Annotated in this window: 23 protein-coding genes; 9 read left to right on the forward strand and 14 right to left on the reverse strand. The window is 72.3% G+C overall.

Features of this window, described 5'->3' with window-relative positions; translation table 11 throughout:
- Nucleotides 1–59 precede the first annotated feature (59 nt).
- On the forward strand, nt 60–3,575 hold the full coding sequence (gene metH / locus SM452_RS18550) for a methionine synthase (RefSeq protein WP_463840371.1): 3,516 nt from the start codon (nt 60–62) through the stop codon (nt 3,573–3,575).
- A gap of 62 nt (nt 3,576–3,637) precedes the next feature.
- Nucleotides 3,638–4,378, forward strand: coding sequence for a hypothetical protein (locus SM452_RS18555; protein WP_463840372.1), 741 nt, complete (start codon nt 3,638–3,640; stop codon nt 4,376–4,378).
- Nucleotides 4,379–4,634: 256 nt separating this feature from the next.
- Here SM452_RS18555 and SM452_RS18560 read toward each other — a convergent pair whose 3' ends face one another.
- The 8 genes from SM452_RS18560 to SM452_RS18595 all read right to left on the reverse strand — a co-directional run bounded on the left by SM452_RS18560 (nt 4,635) and on the right by SM452_RS18595 (nt 9,004).
- Nucleotides 4,635–5,036 (reverse strand): hypothetical protein, encoded by a 402-nt coding sequence (locus SM452_RS18560; RefSeq protein ID WP_463840373.1) that lies wholly within the window; start codon nt 5,034–5,036, stop codon nt 4,635–4,637.
- Nucleotides 5,037–5,115: 79 nt separating this feature from the next.
- Nucleotides 5,116–5,523, reverse strand: coding sequence for a hypothetical protein (locus tag SM452_RS18565; protein WP_355512594.1), 408 nt, complete (start codon nt 5,521–5,523; stop codon nt 5,116–5,118).
- Nucleotides 5,524–5,730: 207 nt separating this feature from the next.
- Nucleotides 5,731–6,132: a hypothetical protein gene (locus SM452_RS18570; RefSeq protein ID WP_463840374.1), complete on the reverse strand. Its 402-nt coding sequence runs from the start codon at nt 6,130–6,132 to the stop codon at nt 5,731–5,733.
- 160 nt (nt 6,133–6,292) lie between these two features.
- Entirely contained in the window at nt 6,293–6,994 is a 702-nt protein-coding gene (locus SM452_RS18575; RefSeq protein ID WP_463840375.1) for a DUF6069 family protein, read from the reverse strand.
- Nucleotides 6,994–7,992, reverse strand: coding sequence for an RNA polymerase subunit sigma-70 (locus SM452_RS18580; RefSeq protein WP_355512588.1), 999 nt, complete (start codon nt 7,990–7,992; stop codon nt 6,994–6,996). Before SM452_RS18580 ends, SM452_RS18575 begins: the two co-directional genes overlap by 1 nt.
- Before the next feature lie 86 nt (nt 7,993–8,078).
- The gene (locus tag SM452_RS18585) at nt 8,079–8,414 is read right to left on the reverse strand and encodes a YnfA family protein (RefSeq protein ID WP_116510707.1); all 336 of its coding nucleotides are present in this window, start codon (nt 8,412–8,414) and stop codon (nt 8,079–8,081) included.
- 3 nt (nt 8,415–8,417) lie between these two features.
- The gene (locus tag SM452_RS18590) at nt 8,418–8,675 is read right to left on the reverse strand and encodes a MerR family DNA-binding transcriptional regulator (RefSeq protein ID WP_262016175.1); all 258 of its coding nucleotides are present in this window, start codon (nt 8,673–8,675) and stop codon (nt 8,418–8,420) included.
- Entirely contained in the window at nt 8,675–9,004 is a 330-nt protein-coding gene (locus SM452_RS18595; RefSeq protein ID WP_262016174.1) for a hypothetical protein, read from the reverse strand. Before SM452_RS18595 ends, SM452_RS18590 begins: the two co-directional genes overlap by 1 nt.
- 101 nt (nt 9,005–9,105) lie before the next feature.
- Here SM452_RS18595 and SM452_RS18600 point away from each other — a divergent pair, with 101 nt between their 5' ends.
- Nucleotides 9,106–9,771 carry a cation efflux transmembrane domain-containing protein gene (locus SM452_RS18600; protein ID WP_463840376.1) on the forward strand — a complete coding sequence of 222 codons (666 nt, stop codon included), beginning with the start codon at nt 9,106–9,108 and terminating at the stop codon, nt 9,769–9,771.
- Nucleotides 9,772–9,950: 179 nt separating this feature from the next.
- The gene (locus SM452_RS18605) at nt 9,951–10,130 is read left to right on the forward strand and encodes a hypothetical protein (protein ID WP_262016172.1); all 180 of its coding nucleotides are present in this window, start codon (nt 9,951–9,953) and stop codon (nt 10,128–10,130) included.
- A 9-nt stretch (nt 10,131–10,139) separates the two neighbouring features.
- On the opposite strand, the gene SM452_RS18610 is transcribed toward SM452_RS18605, so the two are convergent.
- Nucleotides 10,140–10,526, reverse strand: a complete 387-nt coding sequence (locus tag SM452_RS18610; RefSeq protein WP_355512585.1) for a hypothetical protein — start codon at nt 10,524–10,526, stop codon at nt 10,140–10,142.
- A gap of 104 nt (nt 10,527–10,630) precedes the next feature.
- Here SM452_RS18610 and SM452_RS18615 point away from each other — a divergent pair, with 104 nt between their 5' ends.
- Both SM452_RS18615 and SM452_RS18620 read left to right on the forward strand, forming a co-directional pair.
- A complete protein-coding gene (locus tag SM452_RS18615) occupies nt 10,631–11,371 on the forward strand; it encodes a neutral zinc metallopeptidase (protein WP_262016189.1) in 741 nt (246 codons plus the stop codon).
- Between the two features lie 115 nt (nt 11,372–11,486).
- The gene (locus SM452_RS18620; RefSeq protein ID WP_262016170.1) at nt 11,487–12,125 is read left to right on the forward strand and encodes an HAD family hydrolase; all 639 of its coding nucleotides are present in this window, start codon (nt 11,487–11,489) and stop codon (nt 12,123–12,125) included.
- Between the two features lie 52 nt (nt 12,126–12,177).
- Here SM452_RS18620 and SM452_RS18625 read toward each other — a convergent pair whose 3' ends face one another.
- The 4 genes from SM452_RS18625 to SM452_RS18640 all read right to left on the reverse strand — a co-directional run bounded on the left by SM452_RS18625 (nt 12,178) and on the right by SM452_RS18640 (nt 18,152).
- Nucleotides 12,178–14,727: an ABC transporter permease gene (locus SM452_RS18625; RefSeq protein ID WP_355512583.1), complete on the reverse strand. Its 2,550-nt coding sequence runs from the start codon at nt 14,725–14,727 to the stop codon at nt 12,178–12,180.
- A complete protein-coding gene (locus tag SM452_RS18630; RefSeq protein ID WP_355512581.1) occupies nt 14,727–15,491 on the reverse strand; it encodes an ABC transporter ATP-binding protein in 765 nt (254 codons plus the stop codon). Before SM452_RS18630 ends, SM452_RS18625 begins: the two co-directional genes overlap by 1 nt.
- Nucleotides 15,492–15,752: 261 nt before the next feature.
- Nucleotides 15,753–16,436 carry a response regulator gene (locus SM452_RS18635; protein WP_269696876.1) on the reverse strand — a complete coding sequence of 228 codons (684 nt, stop codon included), beginning with the start codon at nt 16,434–16,436 and terminating at the stop codon, nt 15,753–15,755.
- A gap of 798 nt (nt 16,437–17,234) precedes the next feature.
- Nucleotides 17,235–18,152 carry a RecB family exonuclease gene (locus SM452_RS18640; protein WP_463840377.1) on the reverse strand — a complete coding sequence of 306 codons (918 nt, stop codon included), beginning with the start codon at nt 18,150–18,152 and terminating at the stop codon, nt 17,235–17,237.
- A 196-nt stretch (nt 18,153–18,348) separates the two neighbouring features.
- Here SM452_RS18640 and SM452_RS18645 point away from each other — a divergent pair, with 196 nt between their 5' ends.
- From SM452_RS18645 to SM452_RS18655, 3 genes are all read left to right on the forward strand, one after another.
- On the forward strand, nt 18,349–19,407 hold the full coding sequence (locus SM452_RS18645; RefSeq protein ID WP_463840392.1) for a site-2 protease family protein: 1,059 nt from the start codon (nt 18,349–18,351) through the stop codon (nt 19,405–19,407).
- Nucleotides 19,404–20,348, forward strand: a complete 945-nt coding sequence (locus SM452_RS18650) for a tRNA (adenine-N1)-methyltransferase (protein ID WP_135239956.1) — start codon at nt 19,404–19,406, stop codon at nt 20,346–20,348. Before SM452_RS18645 ends, SM452_RS18650 begins: the two co-directional genes overlap by 4 nt.
- Before the next feature lie 175 nt (nt 20,349–20,523).
- The gene (locus SM452_RS18655) at nt 20,524–21,096 is read left to right on the forward strand and encodes a hypothetical protein (RefSeq protein ID WP_013476950.1); all 573 of its coding nucleotides are present in this window, start codon (nt 20,524–20,526) and stop codon (nt 21,094–21,096) included.
- A gap of 57 nt (nt 21,097–21,153) precedes the next feature.
- Here SM452_RS18655 and SM452_RS18660 read toward each other — a convergent pair whose 3' ends face one another.
- Nucleotides 21,154–21,447, reverse strand: coding sequence for a ferredoxin (locus SM452_RS18660; RefSeq protein ID WP_043324386.1), 294 nt, complete (start codon nt 21,445–21,447; stop codon nt 21,154–21,156).
- Nucleotides 21,448–21,605 lie beyond the last annotated feature (158 nt).

Below are 21,605 nucleotides of genomic sequence, written 5' to 3' on the forward strand. Positions count from 1 at the left end.
ATGTGGGATGGCCCGGTTCGGGTGACTCTGCCGCACTCGGGCGCACTACCCTGGAGCATGTGTCTATCTCGTTGCGTGACCTGCTGGCGGATCGGATCCTGATCGCGGACGGCGCGATGGGGACGATGCTCCAGGCTGCCGATCTCACCCTCGACGACTTCGACGGCCTCGAAGGCTGCAACGAGATCCTCAACATGACCCGGCCGGACGTGGTCCGCGGCGTGCACGACGCCTACCTGGCCGCCGGCGCGGACTGCGTGGAGACCAACACGTTCGGCGCCAACCTGCCCAACCTCGCCGAGTACGGCATCCCCGGCCGCATCCGGGAACTGTCCGAGGCGGGCGCGCGGATCGCGCGGGAGGCAGCCGACGCGTACGCGACGCCGGAGCACCCCCGGTTCGTGCTCGGTTCGATGGGCCCGGGCACCAAGCTGCCGACCCTCGGGCACGCGAGCTACGCCTCGCTGCGTGACGCGTACCAGGAGAACGCCGCCGGCCTGATCGCCGGCGGCGCGGACGCGCTGATCATCGAGACCTGCCAGGACCTCCTCCAGGTCAAGGCGGCGGTGGTCGGGTCGAAGCGGGCGCGCGCCGAGGCCGGCCGGGACGTCCCGATCATCTGCCAGGTCGCCGTGGAGACGACCGGCACCATGCTGCTGGGCAGTGAGATCGGCGCCGCGCTGACCGCGATCGAGCCGCTCGGCGTCGACCTGATCGGGCTGAACTGCTCCACCGGCCCGACGGAGATGGGCGAGCACCTGCGCTACCTGGCGCAGCACGCGCGTATCCCGATCTCGGTGATGCCGAACGCGGGCCTGCCGGTGCTGACCGCCGACGGGGCGTACTTCCCGCTCAGCCCGGACGAGCTGGCCGACGCGCTGGAGCAGTTCGTCACCGACTACGGCGTGGTCCTGATCGGCGGCTGCTGCGGCACCACCCCGGAGCACATCCGTGTGCTGGTGGAGCGGCTGGGCGGACGGGCGCCGGTGGCGCGGGAGCCGAAGCCGGAGGCCGGGGTCTCCTCGATCTACCACCACGTGCCGTTCGCCCAGGACGCCAGCATCCTGATGGTGGGGGAGCGGACCAACGCAAACGGCTCGAAGGCGTTCCGCGAGTCCATGCTCGCCGGTGACTGGCAGGCCTGCGTGGAGGTCGCGCGCAGCCAGGCCCGCGACGGCTCGCACCTGCTCGACCTCTGCGTCGACTACGTCGGCCGCGACGGTACGCAGGACATGCGGGAGCTGGCCGGCCGGTTCGCCACCGCCTCGACGCTGCCGATCGTGCTGGACTCCACCGAACCGGCCGTGATCGAGGCCGGGCTGGAGATGCTCGGCGGCCGGTGCGTGGTCAACTCGGTCAACTTCGAGGACGGCGACGGCCCCGAGTCCCGCTACGCGCGCATCATGCCGGTGGTCCGGGAGCACGGCGCCGCCGTCGTGGCGCTGCTCATCGACGAGGAGGGCCAGGCCCGCACCCGCGAGTGGAAGGTACGGGTGGCCTGCCGGCTGATCGACGACCTGACCGGCCGGTGGGGGATGCGCCGGGAGGACATCCTCATCGACGCGCTGACGTTCCCGATCGCCACCGGGCAGGAGGAGACCCGCCGCGACGGCATCGAGACGATCGAGGCGATCCGGGAGATCGCCGCGCGCTACCCGGGCGTCAACTTCACCGCGGGCATCTCGAACGTCTCGTTCGGCCTCAACCCGGCGGCCCGGCAGGTGCTCAACTCGGTGTTCCTGCACGAGTGCGCCCAGGCCGGGCTGACCTCGGCGATCGTGCACGCCAGCAAGATCCTGCCGATGTCGCGGATCCCGGACGAGCAGCGCGAGGTGGCGCTCGACCTGGTCTACGACCGGCGTCGCGAGGGCTACGACCCGGTGCAGCGGTTCATCGAGGCCTTCGAGGGCGTGGACGCCGCCTCGGCGCGTGCCACCCGGGCCGAGGAACTGGCCGCGCTGCCGCTGGACGAGCGGCTCAAGCGACGGATCATCGACGGCGAGCGCAACGGCCTGGAGGCCGACCTGGACACCGCGATGGCGCAGGGCCGTACGCCGCTGTCCATCATCAACGACCTGCTGCTGGACGGCATGAAGGTGGTCGGTGAGCTGTTCGGCTCCGGCCAGATGCAGTTGCCGTTCGTACTCCAGTCCGCCGAGGTGATGAAAACCGCGGTGGCCTACCTGGAGCCGCACATGGAGAAGACCGATGACGACGGCAAGGGCCGCATCGTGCTCGCCACGGTCAAGGGGGACGTGCACGACATCGGCAAGAACCTGGTCGACATCATCCTGTCCAACAACGGCTACGACGTGGTGAACATCGGCATCAAGCAGCCGATCAACGCGATCCTCGACGCGGCCGAGGAGCACCGGGCCGACGCGATCGGCATGTCCGGCCTGCTCGTCAAGAGCACAGTCATCATGAAGGAGAACCTGGCCGAGATGGCCTCCCGCGGCGTGGCCGAGCGTTGGCCGGTGCTGCTCGGCGGCGCGGCGCTGACCCGCGCGTACGTCGAGGACGACCTGCGGTCGATCTACCCGGGCCAGGTGCACTACGCCCGCGACGCGTTCGAAGGGCTGTCCCTGATGGACCGCGTGATGGCGGCCAAGCGCGGCGGCGCGCCCGTGGTCGACCCGGAGCGGGAGGCGGCACTGGCGGCCCGCCGGGAGCGCCGCGAGCGGCAGCGGACGCAGGTCCGCGAGGCACTGCCCGAACTGGACGACGCGTCGGTGCGCTCCGATGTGGCGGCCGACGTGGCGGTGCCGAAGCCGCCGTTCTTCGGCACCCGCGTCGTCAAGGGCGTACCGCTGGCCGACTACGCGGCGCTGCTCGACGAGCGGGCCACGTTCCTGGGCCAGTGGGGGCTGCGCGGCGCACGCGGCGGCAAGGGCCCGTCCTACGAGGAACTGGTCGAGACCGAGGGCCGGCCCCGGCTGCGGTACTGGCTGGACCGCCTGATCTCCGACCAGGTGCTGGAGGCGGCCGTGGTGTACGGCTACTTCCCCGCGTACTCCGAGGGCAACGACCTGGTGGTGCTGGACGAGAACGGGCACAGCGAGCGGGCCCGGTTTTCCTTTCCCCGGCAGCGCCAGGAGCGGCGGCTGTGCCTGGCCGACTTCTTCCGGCCCAAGGGCGGCCAGCTCGACGTGGTGGCGTTGCAGCTGGTCACCGTCGGGCAGCCGATCAGCGAGTACACGGCGAAGATGTTCGCCGGCAACGAGTACCGCGACTACCTGGAGGTGCACGGCCTGTCCGTGCAGCTCACCGAGGCCCTCGCGGAGTACTGGCACCGGCGGATCCGGGCCGAGCTGGTGCTGCCCGGCGGCGGCACCGTGGCCGACGACGACCCGGCCGACCTGGCCGGTCTGCTGCGCACCGACTACCGGGGCTGCCGGTACGCGTTCGGCTATCCGGCCTGCCCGGACCTGGAGGACCGGGCGAAGATCGTGGAGCTGCTGGGCGCGGAGCGGATCGGGGTGCAGTTGTCCGAGGAGTTCCAGTTGGTGCCGGAACAGGCCACCGACGCGATCGTCGTGCACCACCCGGAGGCGAACTACTTCAACGCCAAGTGACGCAGTTGTGTGGGCGGCTACGAGCTCCCCGCGGCTTGTGATGATGCCTCACAATCCAGGCCATGGTGTGGTGGCGACGGGTGGAGTGCCCGGTACGGCCGATCGAACAGGACTGGATCGAACAGTCGATGGACTGGTTCGTGGCGCAGTTCGGCACCGACCGGCTGCACGGCGAGGTTGTGATGCCGACCGACCACTATTTCCCCGGCGTCTACCGGGGCACCCGCGACGACATCCGATCAGTGCTGAATCGGCTCTGCGCTCACATGGGCATCGACCCCGCCCGAGTGGAACTCGAGCACGACGCGGCCGACGACAACCCGGAGTTGTCCGCGCACGTCCCGATCCACGCGCAGTCGAAGGGCGCGGCCGGGCATCACCGCATCCGCGATGGCCGTTCCGTCATCGGGATCCGCGACGATCAGGCGGCTCGTCCGATGGCGCTGGTGGCGACCATCGCTCACGAGTTGGGCCATGTCTTGCTGCTGGGCGACGGCCGGATCTCGGCGCAGCAGCGGGATCAGGAAGCACTCACGGACCTGTTGACCGTGTTCTTCGGCCTTGGCATCTTCAGCGCCAACGCCGCGTTCGAGTACTCGCGAGAAGCCCGGGGTGACTATGTCTACGCCCGTACCAACCAGCTCGGCTACCTGACCGAGCCCATGTACGGCTATGCGTTGGCCCGGTACGGGTGGCTGCGCGGCGAGGCGGACCCGGGATGGGCGAGGTACGTCGACACCAATCCGCGCAGCTTTCTCAAACGCGGCCTGCGCTACCTCGCCCACGTGGACCGAACCGGGTAACGGCGGGGTCCTCATTTTCCGCTGACCGCGCGTCGTCCGGCCCTGGAGCGGCCTTGAACGGGCCGTACGCGTCGAGCGGCCACGTTCGCGGCACCCTGCTGGTCCGCCACCGGGCCGCATCGTCGGAGACACCAACTCCGGCCACAAGGGTGTCGTGGCAGTCTTCTCCCTCGCGTCCTGACCGCTACGTACGGGTCCGGGCTCCGTCAACGAGTGGTTGGCGGAGCTTCGACCTGTGAGGACCACAACGCGGCCGTCACGTGTCGTAGAGCCCATCCCACGGCTCGTGGAATCCGAGGCGATCCGGATACAGCTCGACCCAGTCGACGTGGCTGCCGTCGCCCGCCCGGTCGCCGAACTCGTCGACCAGACCGAAGACGACGCCGTCCTGACGGGTCTGGAACAGTCGTACGGCGATGTCGCCGTACGACTTGCCGGGCAGGCTCGCGAGCAGCCCGTCGAGTGCCTCACTAAGCGCGGCTCGATGCGGAACCCGCGTGATGGTCGAGTCCCGGTACGTCCCGTCGTGGTCGAAGCGGTGCACGTACGCGTGGTGGTCCCACGCCGAGGCGAGGAACAACCCGTCGTCGTAGCGGCCGATCTTGTCCGTCCGGTGGCTGGGCTCGTGTGCGATGGGAATCAGCCGGGGTACGGGCACCCGGTCAACGTAGCGTACGAGCGCGGGGCGTCCGCCGGAATGGCGGACGCCCCGAAGCGTCGACGTGCCGGTCAGCCGATCAGCGCCTCTTGTAGGTCAGTACGATCTGGCATTTGGCGGTACAGAGGGATATCACGACCCAGGTGATCCCGCCTACCGGCCCCTCCTGCGTGAAATTGAAGTCCGTGCGATTTTCGCCGTAGCCCGATGCGGTCCGGGTCTGAGTGGAGAGGTAAAGGGCCATGTCGAGGTTTTCCCCCTGGTAGAAATCGAACATGACTGTCGTGCTGCCGGGAGTGTGGTCCGAGACATAGCCCTGCAAACCGACTGAGCGGTTGTACCAGGTAATGCCGCCTTCGGTCAGGCCCCCAGAGAGGCTGGCGCTGAAGGGCGTCACAGGATAGGCGTATGCAGGTGAGGGCGCCCAGCCGACGGCTGACACGAGGGCGGCGATGATGAGTGGGAGAATGAGCCGTCGACTTTTCATGATGTCCTCCTTCAACATGGGGTGCCCCGGTGTGCACAGCGGGCGCAGGGCGCAGGCGCATTCAACCAGAGCAATAGATGCCGGTGTGGCCCTCCGCACCGATCGGACGACTCGTCCATCTGCGGCACCCGCCTGTCGGTCGGTAGCCACTGACGAGCGCGGGGCGCCCGCCGGGATGGCGGACGCCCCGAAGCGTCGACGCGTCGGTCAGCCGATCAGCGTGACCGAGTAGTCGTACGTCGTCCCGGTCACCGAGTACGTGGCGGTCTGCCCGTTCTCGCAGTACGACACGAAGCTGCTCGGAGTCCGCTGCGCTCCGGCCACCGCGTTGACCACTGGCCGGACATCGGACCCGACCGGCAGCGCGGTGGTGGTGAGATCGATCGTCCGCGACTGGTTGATCGGGTAGGTGTCGGTGTTCGCCGTCTCCAGGCCGTTGCTCGCCTGAACGCTGAAGGACATCACGAAGGCGGCGTTGTTCACCACGGCGATGCGCTGAACGCAGGGTTCTGCCTGCGCGCTGGCCGTCGAGGCCCCAGCCAGTGCCGATCCACCGGCGGCGAGCGTCCCTACGAGTGCGGCTCCGACGAGCCTGGCGCGGAAGGTCATGGTGTCACCTCTCGGTCGTACGTGGCGCCGGGCGCCGACTGGCGGCGCCCGGCGTTCGGTCCATATCGGAGTTCCCGAACGTTTCCGATCGAACCCTGTGAATCGGGAATGTTCTGTGGCCCGGCCCACGCCGCCCACCGTCGCGACGGCCGGGCAGCCGTCAGGCGCGTCCCGGAGGGCGTGCGCGCAGGCCCCACGTCAGGGCGGGGATCATCACCGCCGCCGCGACCAGGTGCAGCCCGACCAGCCCGATCGTCGTGGCGGCGTCGCCTCCGGCGATCAACGGCGGGACCATCGACAGCGCGGTCAGCGCCACCGCTGTCCACATGAACCGCCGCGCGGGACGCGCGCTGAACCGCAGCAGCGCGGCGGCGATGACGACGCCGACGAGCGAGAAGAATCCGGTCACCACGGCGAACCCGCCCAACGGTATCGTCTCGCCGCCGCCGTCGGGGATCTCGAAGTCCACACCGCCGGCCCGGGCGAGCGCCGCCGCGAGCGTGGTGATCACCGCCGCCGCGAGCGTGGCGACCAGACCGGTGACGGCGAGCCGCCGGAAGCCGTGCGCACGGCGAGAGACGACGCCGGTGTCGGTGCTGCTGATCATGTCGTTCCTCCGAACGTCTTCATGAGGGGTGAGGATCCGTACCGTCGCGGTGCGACGGCCGGGGTTGCGCAGCGCGCGTACGCCGGTGCCGCGCAGCCAGAAGCCGGCGTCGCGGCCGAGGACCGGCCCGGGGGTGCCGTCGCGCAGCTCCAGCTGCACCCGGCCGCGCGTCACCACGCCGTACGCGTGATGCCACTGGGCCGCGATCACCGGAACGCGCGCGCCGCCGGGCAGCGCGAGCGTCCGCGCGGGCACTACGGCGTACGGTCGGCGGGCAGGCGCTCGGGCAGCCCGAGCCGCGGGAACTGGTCGGCGTGGAACGTGACGATCTCGGTGATCGCCCCGCCGGTGACGCGCAGGGCGTCGACGGTGAGCGGCAGGTACGCGCCGTCGCTGTCCTGCCAGAGGTAGAACGCGACGGCGGGCTGCCGGTTCACCGCGGTGGGCACTGCTCGCAGGCTGCCCAGGCTCTCGAAGCCGTCCGCGATCCAGTCGCTCACCACCGCGTCGCGGCCGATCTGCAGCCCCGGGGTGGGCGGCATCGAGCAGCGCACGTCGTCGCGCAGCATGGCGGCGAGCGCGCCGACGTCCTTGGCGACGGCGGCGTCGGTGAAGCGGCGTACCAGCTCGCGGGTCCGGGTGTCCGTCTCGTCGCCGGTCCAGTCCTGCCGCTGGGCGGGCAGGTGTTCCCGCATGCCGGCGCGGGCGCGCTGCAACGCGCTGTTCACCGAGTTGACCGAGTCGCCGAGCAGCTCCGCGACCTCCTTGGCGGGCCAGCCGAGCACGTCCCGCAGGATCAGCACGGCGCGTGGGCGCGGCGCGAGGTGCTGCACCGCGACCAGGTACGCCAGCTCGATCGTCTCCCGCGCGACAGCTACCGTCTCCGGCTCGTCCGCGCCGGCGGCGGGCAACTCGTCGAGCAGCCGGTCCGGGTACGGCTGGAGCCACCGCACCTCACCGCCGGTCGCCGGCTCGGGCCGGCACTTGGCGAGCAGGTCCAGGCAGGCGTTGGTGGCGATCCGGTACAGCCAGGCCCGGAACGTCGACCGGCCCGCGAACGTCTCCCGCCGCCGCCAGGCCCGCAGGAACGTCTCCTGGACGGTGTCCTCGGCGTCCTCGAACGAGCCGAGCATCCGGTAGCAGTGCACGTGCAGCTCCCGCCGGTGCCGCTGCGCCAGCCCGGTGAACGCCGGTTCGTCGACCTCGGCCAGATCCCGTACGCCCGGTTCCGCCGGTTGCGTCTCCGCACCCATCACGTCATCCTCCCGCTTCGTCGTGTGCCGTCGTCTGTGAGACGGGGACGGGCGGGAAAACTCATCACCCGCGCTCGGCGCCGCCGTCAGCCCGTGCGCGGGGCGTACATGATGACCGCGACGCCGACCAGGCAGATGGCCGCGCCGACGAGGTCGTAGCGGTCGGGCCGGAACTTGTCGACGACCATGCCCCAGGCGAGCGACCCGGCGACGAAGACGCCGCCGTAGGCGGCGAGGATGCGGCCGAAGTTCGCGTCCGGCTGAAACGTGGCCACGAACCCGTAGGCGCCGAGCGCGATCACCCCGGCGGCGATCCAGAGCAGCCCGCGGTTCTCCCGCCAGCCCTGCCACACCAGCCAGGCGCCGCCGATCTCGGCGAGCGCGGCGAGCAGGAAAAGCAGGATGGACCGCACGACCGTCATGCGTCAGACCGTAGCGACACCGGGCCGGGGACCGGCCGGGCGGCCCGGTCGGCGGGCCCGGCGAACGGCAGGGGGCAGCAGGCGTTGCGCGGCCTTCACCACCCGCAGCAGGGTGACCGTCTCGGCCGGGTAGAGGCGATGCCCGCCCGGCGACCGCCGGGGCGCGGGCAGCAGCCCGCGCCGTTCGTGGTAGCGCAGCGTCTGCACGTTGACCCCGGCTGCGTCGGCGAGCCGGCCGCTGCGCAGCTCCGGCTCGCCCATCACCGGCCCCGCGCGGCCGTGGCCCGCAGGGCCAGGGCATCGAGTACGGCGACACGGGTCGCCGGAACGCGGATGTCGAGCGTCAGCGTGTCGCCGTCCGGGCGGGCGAGATCGAAGGTGAAGAAGGAGCAGCAGGCGGACTCGCGGGCGATCAGGTCCCGGGCGAGCGCTTCGGCGCCGCCGTCGAGGTGCAGCCGCAGATGCCCGGCGGCCGGCCGGTCGGCGCCGCGCAGCGCGTCGTGGAACAGCCCGTCGAACTCGGCCAGCCGCAGCGGCCGTTCGGTGGTCGGCAGCGTGCAGGTGTCGGGCACCCAGGAATCGTCGGTCACCTCTCGACGGTAAGCCCGTACCGGGGTACCGGATGCAAGCCCGTCGCCAGGAAGAAGCACGCGTTGTATGGTCGCGGCATGCGGACGCCTGGGGGCTGCTGATGAGCCTGCCGCTGATCCCGGTCACGCCCGCCGGTCCGACGCCGGACCGCCGCGCGCTGCTCACCCGCCGGGTACGCCTGCTGGTCGCCGCGACCATCACCTACAACGTGATCGAGGCGGTGGTGGCGATCAGCGCCGGCACCGTCGCGTCCTCGACCGCCCTGATCGGCTTCGGTCTGGACTCGGTCATCGAGGTGGCCTCCGCGGCAGCGGTGGCGTGGCAGTTCGCCGGTCCGGACCCGCAGGCCCGGGAACGTGTCGCGCTGCGCATCATCGCGGTGTCGTTCTTCGCGCTCGCCGCGTACGTCTCCGTCGAGGCGGTCCGGGCGCTGCTCGGCGGCACCGAGGCCGCACACTCACCGGCCGGGCTGGTGCTCGCCGGGCTCTCGGTGATCGTGATGCCGGTGCTGTCGGCAGCGCAGCGGCGCGCCGGGCGTGAACTGGGCTCCCGGTCGGCGGTGGCCGACTCGAAGCAGACGTTGCTGTGCACGTACCTCTCGGTGGTTCTGCTCGTCGGGCTGGCCCTCAACGGCCTGTTCGGGTGGTCCTGGGCCGACCCGGTCGCCGCCCTGGTGATCGCCGTGGTCGCGGTCCGCGAGGGCCGCGACGCCTGGCGCGGCGACACCTGCTGCGCCACCTGCGGCCCGGGCGGCCCGCAGGCGTGATCACCGGCCGCGACCTGCGGCGACGTCGGGAATACGGCTGTGCTCGGCGACCTGGCGGGCTACCGTCACCGGAGTACGGGCCGGCGTGGGTCAGGCGCGCCGCGTCCACGCCCCCGCCGTCGGCGTTGACGTGGCGGAAACGCCCGCGGACGAGCATGGGTACGACGAAAGGGGCGGACATGACCGACGAGGTGACGTCGCAGGTCCCGCCGGAACCGGCTCCCGTGCTGACCCGACCCGCCGGCACGGGACCGGTCGGACCGCCGAGCAGCCTGGACCTGTGGGCGCGTGCCCAGGTGCTGCACCGCTGCTTCGGCGACGACGACGGCGAGCCGCACATCATGCGCGGCCTGGACTGACCGCGCCGGTCAGCGCACCGTCACGCCGGCCCGCGCCAGCACCTCCCACCAGGACGCGAGGTCGGGGACCGGCTCGGCGCGGGCCGTGTACTCCTCCAGCCGCCGCCACTGCTCCGCGCTCGGCGCCGGTGAGACGGTGGCACCCACGCCGACCAGGGCGTACCGGCGGCCGCCGACGGTGAGCAGCATCGTGCCGAAGACGGTTCCCCGGGCCTCGACCTGCCCGGCGGGCGCGGCGAACACCTCCGCGCCGCGCCGGTCGCGGGCGCGCAGCCGGCCCTCGTCGAGCGTCAGCAGCACCGGTACGCACCGCATGCCGTTCCAGAGGCTGCGTCGCCACCAGACGATTCCCGCGTACGACCGGCCCACGACGCCGACCGTACCGTTCCCGCGCACCGGTAAACGATTCGCGACGGCGGTGCGTGAGAGCCGGTGAGCATCACCGGCGGCCGCCGGGGGTACTGCTGCGGGACACGGGAACGAACAGCCGGGAGGTCATGGTGGGGGACAGGGCGGGACGTCAGGGGCGCGGGCCGATCGCCGGACTGGTGGTGGCCGCGCTGGTCGCGGCCGGTTGCATGGCCGGCGGCTACGACCAGGGCGAGCCGCAGCAGCCCGCACCCCCGCGCAGCACGCAGCCCGAGTCGCAGACCACCCGCGCGGACGGCACGACGAGCGTGGCCGAGTTCAAGCAGGACATCCAGGACGCGGTCCGGCTGGCCGAACGCTACTGGGCGGAGCAGTTCCGCGCCTCGGGTCAGCGGTTCACCCCGATCCGGCGGGTGGTGGCCTACAGCCGCGAGGGCGAGGTGGCCTGCGCCGGGCAGGGCCTGCCGCGCAACAACGCGGTGTACTGCTCGGCCGGCGACTTCATCGCGTACGACGTGAACTGGTCGGTGGCGGCGTTCCGGCAGATCGGCGACGCGTTCCTGTTCTACCTGCTCGGCCACGAGTACGCCCACGGCATGCAGGTGCGGCTGGGCATCCGCTACAACTTCACCATCCAGCAGGAACTGCAGGCCGACTGCATGGCCGGGGCGTACCTCGGGGACAGCGTGCGGTCCGGGGCCCTGGAGCTGGCGGACGGTGACCTGGAGGAGTTCCGGGAAGGGCTGCTCGCGGTCGGCGACGACCCCGACCAGCCGTGGTTCGCCGAGGGCTCGCACGGCACCGCCGAGCAGCGCAGCGAGTCGTTCTTCCGGGGGTACGAGAAGTCGCTCGGCGCCTGCGGCCTCCGGTGATGCCGCGGGTCACCCCGATCGGGGACGGTGACTGGCGCACCGGACGCGGCTGGCAGGATCGGCGGGGTACGCGTACCGAAGGAGGCCCCCGCTGAGCAGCAAGCACCCCGCCGCCGTGCTCTTCGACATGGACGGCACCCTGGTCGACAGCGAGAAACTGTGGGACGTCGCGTTGCAGGAACTGGCCGCCGTGTACGGCGGTGTCCTGTCCGATGACGCCCGCCGCGCGATCGTCGGCACCGGGATGGCCGACGCGATGCGGATCGTGCACGACGACCTGGGCCAGCCGGAGCGGGACGTGCAGGAAAGCGCCGACTGGATCAGCGCCCGGATCCTGGACCTGTTCCGCACCGGGCTGCAATGGCGTCCGGGCGCGCTGGCGCTGCTGCGGGCGGTACGCGACGCCGGCATCCCCACCGCGCTGGTCACCTCCAGCGGCCGGTCCCTGGTCGAGGTGGCCCTGGACACGCTGGGACGGGACAGCTTCGACGCGGTGGTCTGCGGCGACGAGGTGGACGCGGCGAAGCCGCACCCGGAGCCGTACCTGACCGCCGCGCGTCTGCTGGACGTGCCGGTCGAGCGGTGCGTGGCGATCGAGGACTCACCGACCGGGGTGGCCAGCGCGCTCGCCGCCGGGGCGGCGGTGCTGGCCGTACCGGCCGAGGTGCCGCTGGCGCCCGCCGACGGCGTACACCAGATGGAGAGCCTGCTCGGGGCGGACCTGGAGTTGCTCGCGGCCCTGCTCAACCGTTAGGAAGGGCCCCTTCCTATGCACGAGGCGTTAAGAAGGGGCCCTTCCTTTCACGTCAGTCGTGGGCGATGGCGCCCAGGACGTTGATCCGCGCGGCGCGGATCGCCGGCAGCACCGCGGCGACCACGCCGATGATCGCGGCCAGGATCAGGAACGTCACCATCTGACCCCACGGCAGGACCAGGTCGGTGATGCCCTCGTCCTTGAGCGCCTCGACCACCGCCGCGCCGAGACCCGTGCCGACCACCACGCCGAGCAGCGCGCCGAAGATCGAGATCACCACCGCCTCGACCGTGATCATGCGCATGGTCTGGGCGCGGCGCAGGCCGATCGCCCGCAACAGGCCCAGCTCCCGCGTCCGCTCCAGCACCGACAGCGCGAGCGTGTTGATGATGCCCAGCACCGCGATGACGATGGCCAGCGCCAGCAGGATCTGGATCATCTGGAGCAGGGAGTCCAGCTGACCGGTCTGCTGCTCGATGAACGCGGCCCGGTCGGCCACCGACACCTCGGGGCTGTCCGCCAGCAGCCGCTCGACCTGCGGCTGCACCGCGTCCACCGACGTGCCGGGGGCGAGCTGCAGGAAACCCTGGATCGGCTGCGGGATGGCGAAGTCCGCGGCGGCCTGCGGCGGCAGCGTCACCGGGTTGGTCAGCTGCGAGCTCTCGTAGATGCCGCTGACCGTGTAGGTGCGGGCGTCGCCGCGGGACAGCTGCACCGGCACCGTCGAACCGACGGTGAGGTTGCGTGCCTTCGCGGTGTCCGAGCTGACCAGCATCTGGTCCGGTGCCAGCTTGCTGATGTCACCGGCGGCGGCCTTCGCCCCGAAGATCTGCTGCAGGGCGGCCACGTTGCTCGACACGGCCACCCAGGTCCGCTCGCCGCCGACCACTGCCATGTCGCCGTACTCGCCGTCGACCATCCGCACGCCCGGGATCGCGGCGGCCTTCTCCAGCACCGCCGGGTCGAAGCTCGCCGGACGCGGCCCGGACGTGGAGCCGGAGATCACCAGCTCCGCCTTGATGTTGTCCTCGGCCAGCTTGCCGATGCTGCCCTTGGCCGAGTCCAGGATCACCGTCACGCCGGTGACCAGGGCGATGCCCACCATCAGCGCGGCGGCCGTGATCGCGGTACGGCGGGGGTTGCGGCCCGAGTTGAGCCGGCCCAGCTTGCCCGGCACCGACCAGGAGAACATCGCGCCGAGCAGCGCGACCACCGGCCGGCTGATGATCGGCGTCAGCAGCGCCACCCCGATGAACGCGAACAGCACGCCGCCGAGGATGGTCGCCAGGGTGCTGTCGCCGGCGTGCCCGCCGAGACCGAGGAACAGCAGCACCGCGCCGATGCCGGTCACCACGGCGCCGCCGATGGTGACCTTCGTCAGTGGCCGGTCCGGCGTGGCGACGTCCTGCATCGCGGCGATCGGCGGGATGCGCGAGGCACGCAGCGCCGGCAGCAGCGCGGCGATCACCGTGATCAGCATGCCGACCGCGAACGCGCCGATCACCGCCGAGGCCGGCACGCCCAGCCCGGCCAGGGTCAGACCCCCGGCGAGCTGACCGAACAGGTACGCCAGCAGCGCGCCCACACCGATGCCGGCGGCGAGCCCCAGCACCGAGGCGATCAGGCCGACAGCGAGCGCCTCCAGCACCACCGAGCCGATGACCTGCTTGCCGCTGGCCCCGATCGCCCGCATCAGGGCCAGCTCACGGGTGCGCTGGGCCACGATGATCGAGAACGTGTTGAGGATCAGGAACGTGCCGACCAGCAGCGCCACCGCGGCGAACCCGAGGAGGATCTTGTTGAAGAACGACAACCCCTCCTTGAGGCCGGCCGAGGCGTCGGCGGCGAGTTGTTCGCCGGTCTTGACCTGGTAGTCGGCACCCAGCGTGCGGGCCACCTCGTCGCGCAGCGCGGCCGGCGTGGTGCCGTCGGCGGCCTGGACGCTGACGTTGCTGAACACGTCCGGCTTGCCCAGCATCAGCTGCTGCGCCACCGGGGTGGTGAAGTAGACCTCGTTGGCACCACCGATCGAGTCCCGGCCGCCGCTGTAGCCGAACACGCCGACGAGCGTGAACTCCTTCTTCGGGGCGAGGGTCAGCACGCCGACCCGGTCGCCGACCTTGACCTTGCCCGCCTCGGCCAGCGCGGTGTTGATCACGATCTCGTCGTCGGCCTGCGGCGCGCGGCCCTCGCGGATCTCCACCAGGTCGCTCTCACCGAGCCAGTTCTGGCCCAGCTGCGGCGGGCCGAACGAGGTGACCACCTTGCCGTTGCTGCCGATCATGCGGGCGCCGTCGGCGGCCACCACGCCCTTGGCGTCGGCGACGCCGGGCACCGCCTTGATGCGCTCGAGCACCGACGCCGGCATCGGGGTGCTCAGCGGCATGCCCTCCGCGGTGGAGACGTCGATCTTCGGCTTCGCCTCGACGCTGACGTCGACCTCGGCGTACGCGTCGGCGAAGACCGCGTCGAAGGACCGCCCGAGCGTGTCGGTGAGCACGAACGCGCCGGAGACGAACATGACGCCGAGCACCACCGCCAGGCCGGACAGCAGCAGGCGCAGCTTGCGCGCCAGCAGGCTCTTGAGCGTTGCCCGCAGCATCAGTTGCCCACCTCGACCGGGGCGTCCAGCTTCTTCATCGTGTCCAGCACCGTCTCCGCGGTCGGCTCGATCAGCTCCGAGACGATCTGCCCGTCGGCGAGGAAGACCACCCGGTCGGCGTACGCGGCGGCGGTCGGGTCGTGCGTGACCATCACGATGGTCTGGCCGTGCTCGCGGACCGAGTTGCGCAGGAACTTCAGCACCTCGGCGCCGGAGCGGGAGTCCAGGTTGCCGGTCGGCTCGTCCGCGAAGATCACCTCGGGGCGGGCGACGAGCGCCCGGGCGCACGCCACGCGCTGCTGCTGGCCGCCGGAGAGCTGCGCCGGGCGGTGCCCGAGCCGCTCCCGCAGCCCGACCGTGTCGATCACCGTGTCGTACCAGGCCGGGTCGGGCTTGCGCCCGGCGATCGACAGCGGCAGCAGGATGTTCTCCTGCGCGGTGAGCGTCGGGAGCAGGTTGAACTGCTGGAAGATGAAGCCCACCTTGTCCCGGCGCAGCTTCGTCAGGCCCGCGTCGTTGAGACCGGTCACCGTCGTGTCGCCGATCATCACGGTGCCCTTTGTCACCGTGTCCAGACCGGCGAGGCAGTGCATCAGAGTGGACTTACCCGAGCCGGACGGCCCCATGATCGCGGTGAACCGGCCGCGTTCGAACTCGGCGCTCACCCCCCGCAGCGCGACGACCTGAGCCTCACCGCTGCCGTACACCTTCCACACGTCGTTCGCCCGGGCCGCGGCCTGCTGTCGGCCTACCGTCGCGGTCACGTCATCTACCTCTTCCGTCTGTCGTTCTCATCGCCGCACCGCCCCCGCTGGTCGGTGCGGCGGAATCCATCCTCGAGGTCGCGAGCCCGAAAGCCCTCCGACCTGGGGTGGAATCCGTGCCGATCTTCCGGTGAGGGTCGACCCCCATCCGGGCTCAGGGTGACCCCTGACCGGCAGGCGACGCCGACGTCACGGCCTCACCTGGCGTGATGGTCAACACATCAGCCCCGCCGCTGGTCACGGTAGGTGACCCGCGCCACCTCAGCCGCCGGGACGGACCAGGCCCGTCTCGTACGCGAGCACGACCGCCTGGACCCGGTCGCGCAACCGTAGCTTCGTCAGCACATGGCCGACATGGGTTTTCACAGTGGTCTCGCTGACCGACAGCACCCGGGCGATCTCCGCGTTGGACAGTCCGCGCGCCATGTGGGTGAGCACCTCGCGCTCCCGGTCGGTCAGCGGCGCCAGCGCCCGCGCCGGCGCCGCGGCCGGGTCCGGCAGCACCTGGGCGAAGCGGTCCAGCAGCCGCCGCAGGATGCGCGGAGACATCACCGCGCCCCCGGCGGCCACCGTGCGGATCGCCGCGACGAGGTCCTCTGCCGGCACGTCCTTGGTGAGGAAGCCGCTCGCCCCGGCCCGCAGCGACCCGACGACGTGTTCGTCCTGCTCGAACGTGGTGAGCACGAGTACCCGCACCGGCAGCCGGGCCGACACGATCGCCCGGGTCGCGGCCACCCCGTCCAGGCGCGGCATCCGGACGTCCATCAGCACCACGTCGGGCAGCAGCCGCCGGGACAGGTCCACCGCCTCCGCTCCGTCGCCGGCCTCACCCACCACGTCGAGGTCGTCCTCCGCGCCGAGCACCATCCGGAATCCGGTACGCAGCAGCGGCTGGTCGTCGGCGAGCAGAACCCGCACCGGCCGGGACACGGCGCCCTCGGTCATGCGTCCCCCTCGTCGTCCGGGCGGCGGTCCGGCCGGGCATCAGCGCACGCCCACGCCCACCCGGCGTGAACCGGGCCGCGGTAACCACCGTAGAGGGCGCCGCCCGCGCGGTCGCCGATCAGGCCGCCCCGATCCCGCAGGTTGGCCGCACTCCGCGCGCCCGGCCCGCGCGGGATCGTGGGCGGTCTGTGTGCCGGGCTTGCGCGGGATCGCCGGTCCCCACGGTGGCCCGGCATCGCATTCGTCCGCGGTGACCCCGGCGCCCGGCTCGCCCCGCGGTGACCCGGTGCCGGACTCGCCCCGCGATGACCCGGCCCCGGACAAGCCCGGCCTGGGGGAGCGCCGCGCCCCGCTCGTTGAGCCCGTCGCCGATGGTGGGGCACGCCCGCACCCATGATCGACTCCACTTCGCCGAGGTGGCTGCGTCCCACCCCCATCGACCCCGCCACCTCCCCGAGGTGGCGCGTCCCGCCCTCGTCGACTCCGCCACCTCCCCGAGGTGGCTGCGCCCTGCTCCCGTCAACCTCGCCACTTGGGTGAAGTGGCCGGGGTGCTCGGTCGCCACCGGTGGTGATCCACGCCTGCTCGGGGAGGTTGCGGCATCGCGCACCGCTCGATCCCGCCACCTTCCCGAAGTGGCACGCATGCCCCACGGGGCGGGAAGCGGGCGGTCAGGTGGGGGTGGTTACCCAGCGGGATCGCGGGCGCTCTTGCGTGCTGGCCCTGCGCGGGATCGCCCGCCGATAGGGGGCCGTCCGGCCAGGCGTCAGCCCGGGCACCCGCCGGCAGGAGCGGAGGTCACTCGTCGGCGCCGGGCGCTACCGGGCGGGAGCGGGCGTCCACGAGCGGATCGGGTGCGGCGGCGGGCGCCGGGAACGGCGGCGGTGTCCCGCCGTAGCTCGGGCACAGCGCCTGGTGGTTGCACCAGTCGCACAGGCGGCTCGGCCGGGGACGGAAGTCCTGCCGGTCGGTGGCCTGCTCGATCGCCCGCCACAGCGCCACCACGGTGCGCTCGAAGCGCACCAGCTCGTCGGCGTCCGGCGCGTAGTCGCAGACCTCGGCGTCCTTGAGGTAGAGCAGGCGCAGCACCCGCGGCACCACACCCCGGGTGCGCCACAGCACCAGGGCGTAGAACTTGAGCTGGAACAGCGCCCGCGCCTCGAACGCCTCGCGCGGCGCACCGCCGGTCTTGTAGTCGACCACCCGCAGCGCGCCGTCCGGCGCGACGTCGAGCCGGTCGAGGTAACCCCGGATGAGCAGTTCGTCGTCCACCACCGCGGAGATCAGCGCCTCGCGCTCGGCCGGCTCCAGCCTGCGCGGATCCTCCACCGCGAAGTAGCCGTCCAGCAGCGCCGTCGCCGACCGGAGGAACTCCTGCGGCCCGACGGCGTCGCCGTCGGCGAACAGCGTGGCCAGCTCCGGCTCCTCGGTGAGCAGCCGGTCCCACTGCGGGGCGACCAGGTCACCGGCCGACTCCGGGGTGCGCGCGGCGGCAGGCAGGTCGAACAGCCGCTCCAGCACGGCGTGCACGAGCGTGCCCCGGGCCTGCTCGACGGTCGGCCGCTCGGGCAGCCGGTCGATGCTGCGGAACCGGTAGAGCAGCGGGCAGGTCTTGAAGTCGGCCGCCCGCGACGGCGACAACGAGGCCCGCACGGTGACCGGCGCCGCTGCCGCCGTCTGGTCGCCGGGACTGTCGATCATCGGTTCCGCCGTCATGCCCGGAAGGTTAGGGCACGCGTGTGACAGGGCCCCCGTCGCCGCACCGAAGCATGATCGGGACCGCGCGACCGCGGCGGCTCGCTCCCGGCGCTCACGTAGCATCGGGCCGGTGCAGCAGCGGAGCCGAGGACCCCGCCGGCCGGGGCTCAGCCTCGGCCGGGTCCTCGGGGTGCCGCTGCGCGTCGACGCCTCGATGCTGCTGCTCACGGTCGTGGTCACGGTGCTGTACGCGGCGCTGGCCCGCCGTCAGCTCGACCTCGGCCCGCTCGGCGGCTACCTCGTCGGCCTCGGGTTCGTGATCTCGCTGCTCGGCTCCGTGCTGCTGCACGAGCTGGGCCACGCGCTGACCGCCCGCCGGTACGACATCGGTGTGCGGGGGATCACGCTGGAACTGCTCGGCGGGTACACCGAGATGGACCGCGACGCCCCCAGCCCCCGGGTCGAGCTGCTGATCTCCCTGGCCGGCCCGGCCGTCTCCGCGGTGCTCGGCGCCGGCGCGGTCGCCGCCACCCTCGCCCTGCCCGCCGGCACGCTCGGCCACCAGCTCGCCTTCCAGCTCGCGGTCAGCAACGTCGTGGTGGCGATCTTCAACAGCCTGCCCGGGCTGCCGCTGGACGGCGGCCGGGCACTGCGCGCCGCCGTGTGGGCGCTCACCCGCGACCGCCACCGCGGCACCGAGGTGGCCGGCTGGGTGGGCCGGGCCGTCGCGCTGGGCACGCTGGCGCTGGTCGTGGTGCTCACCATGCGCCGGGCACTGGCCCCGCTGGCCCTGCCGCTGCTCCTGCTCGTCGCGCTGACGCTGTGGCGCGGCGCCGGCCAGTCGATCCGGCTGGCCCGCATCGGCCGCCGGCTGCACCTGGTCGACCTCGCCCGGCTGGCCCGCCCGGTGCTGCCGGTGCCCGCCGGTACCCCGCTGGCCGAGGCGCAGCGCCGCCGCGACGAGGCGGGCACCCCGGACGCGGCGCTCGGCGTGGCCGACTCGGCCGGCCGTACCGTCGCCCTGGTCGACCCGGCGCGCGCCGCCCGCGTACCCCCGGAACGGAGGCCGTGGGTCGCGGTGGACGAGGTGGCCCGCGACCTGGCCGCCGTGCCGGCCCTGCCGCTCGGGGCCGACGGCGAGCGGGTGCTGGAGACGGTGCGCACCCACCCGGGCGCGCAGTACGTCGTGACGGCAGGCGAAGATGTGGTCGGCGTGCTGCACATCGCGGATCTCGCCCAGCTCCTGGAACCCGAACGGAAGACGAACACGTGACCGCAGAGATCTCCACCGTCCCGGCGTTGCCCCCGGTGCACCGCGGGCCGTTCCGGCCCGGCGACCGGGTCCAGCTGACCGACCCGAAGGGCCGGATGCACACCGTGACGCTGGAGCCCGGCAAGGAGTTCCACACCCACCGCGGGATCCTCAAGCACGACACCCTGATCGGCCTGCCCGACGGCAGCGTGGTCACCACCGCCGGCGGCGGTACGGCGTTCCTGGCGCTGCGGCCGCTGCTGTCGGACTACGTGCTGTCCATGCCGCGCGGCGCCCAGGTGATCTACCCGAAGGACTCGGCGCAGATCGTCGCCATGGGCGACGTCTTCCCCGGCGCCAAGGTGCTGGAGGCCGGCGCCGGATCCGGCGCGCTGTCCTGCTCGCTGCTGCGGGCCGTCGGCACCGAGGGCGAGCTGCACTCGTTCGAGGTGCGCGACGACTTCGCGCAGATCGCCCGCCGCAACGTCGAGGCGTTCTTCAACGGCCCGCACCCGGCCTGGAACCTGCACGTCGGCGACGTCGCCGACTGCGCCGAGACCGGATTCGACCGGATCATCCTGGACATGCTCACCCCATGGGAGATGCTCGACATGGTCGAGCGGGCGCTCGTGCCCGGCGGCGTGCTGATCGGCTACGTGGCCACCACCCCGCAGCTGTCCGAGCTGGTCGAGGCGCTGCGCGAGCGCGGCGGCTGGACCGAGCCGCGCGCCTGGGAGTCGCTCGTGCGCGACTGGCACGCCGAGGGGCTCGCGGTCCGCCCGGACCACCGGATGATCGCCCACACCGCGTTCCTGGTGTCCGCGCGCAAGCTCGCCCCCGGGGTCACCGCGCCGCCGCGCCGGCGCAAGCCCAGCAAGGGCGCCGAGGCGTACGCGCAGCGCCGCGACGCCCTGCGCGCGGCCGCCGCGGCCCGCGCGGCGGAGGAGCCGCAGGAGTCCTGACCCCCGCCGCGAGGGCGCGCGCGCACGGGCGGATCATGTGTGCCGGTGGGGACGACACCTGAGCGGGTGGAGACGGTGGCATGAGCGAGCGGATCGGGGCGCGCGTCGGGCGGCGCGCCCGTGCCGGTGACCGGAACCGATGGCGGCGCCGCGGCGCGGGCCGGCGGGAGGCGGCGTGAGCAACCCCGGCTACGGCAACGGCGACCTGCCGGCCGTCTTCCCGGACTGGTCGCCCTACACGGACCTGGAGTCGGCCGCGCGGGCGTACCTGCGCGACCCGGACATCGCGCTGGAGGCGCTCGACGGCGTGCTGCGCGGCGCCTCCGTGCTCGGCTTCACGCTGGAACGCTTCGTCAACGAGGTGAACGGGGTGTGGCAGGAGGTCGTCGTCTGCGACGGCAGCCGGCTGGTGCTCTGGCACGGCGAGGACGTGCCGCCGGGGGAGGGGCCGCCCGGCGCGATGACCTCGTCGCTGCGGGTGGTGCCGCTGTCCACCGTCACCGAGGTCGGCTGCCGGCGGCGGCTCATGCGCGCCGACAACGGCACCGTACGGGTCGACAGCATCGACGTGTACCTGCTGCTCAGCTCGCTGGACGAGGCGCCACCCAGCGACGAGGCGATCGGCGCGCCCCGGCACGACGCGCTGCGCTTCGGCAAGACGCTGGACGACGGCGGGGCCGGGCAGATCGCCCGGCTGGAGGAGTTCGCCCGGCTGGTCGCCTCGGTGGTCGGCCGGCCCCTGCTCTGAGGCGGACGCACGACGGGCCGGGGACGTGTGTCCCCGGCCCGTCGTGTCCGTCCACGGTCAGTCGTCGGCCTCCGGGCCGGCCACCTCCACGCCGTCGCTGCCGCGCACCACGTGGATGCACTCGCCCGGGCACTCCTTCGCCGAGTCGATCACCTCGAGGCGCAGGTGCTCCGGCACGTCCACCCGGGCGCCCGGGGCCTGCCGCAGCTCGCCGTCCGGGCCCTTGACGTACGCCAGGCCGTCGACGTCGAACTCGAAGACCTCCGGCGCGTACTGCACGCAGAGCCCGTCACCGGTGCAGAGGTCCTGATCCACCCAGACCTGCAACTGGTCGGTCGCGACGTCGGTCACGAAGCACCCCCCATGTTCTCCCGTCCCACACTCCGACGGTACCCGAACGCCCGTACCCGCCCCGCGACCAGCCCTTCGCGATCAAGCTTCGGTGACGAGCGCGTTGCTGTGGACCGAATCGGGCTCATAGCGGCTAGTGTTAGGTCAGAACGTTCAAG

The organism is Micromonospora sp. SYSU B005 (assembly GCF_055362685.1).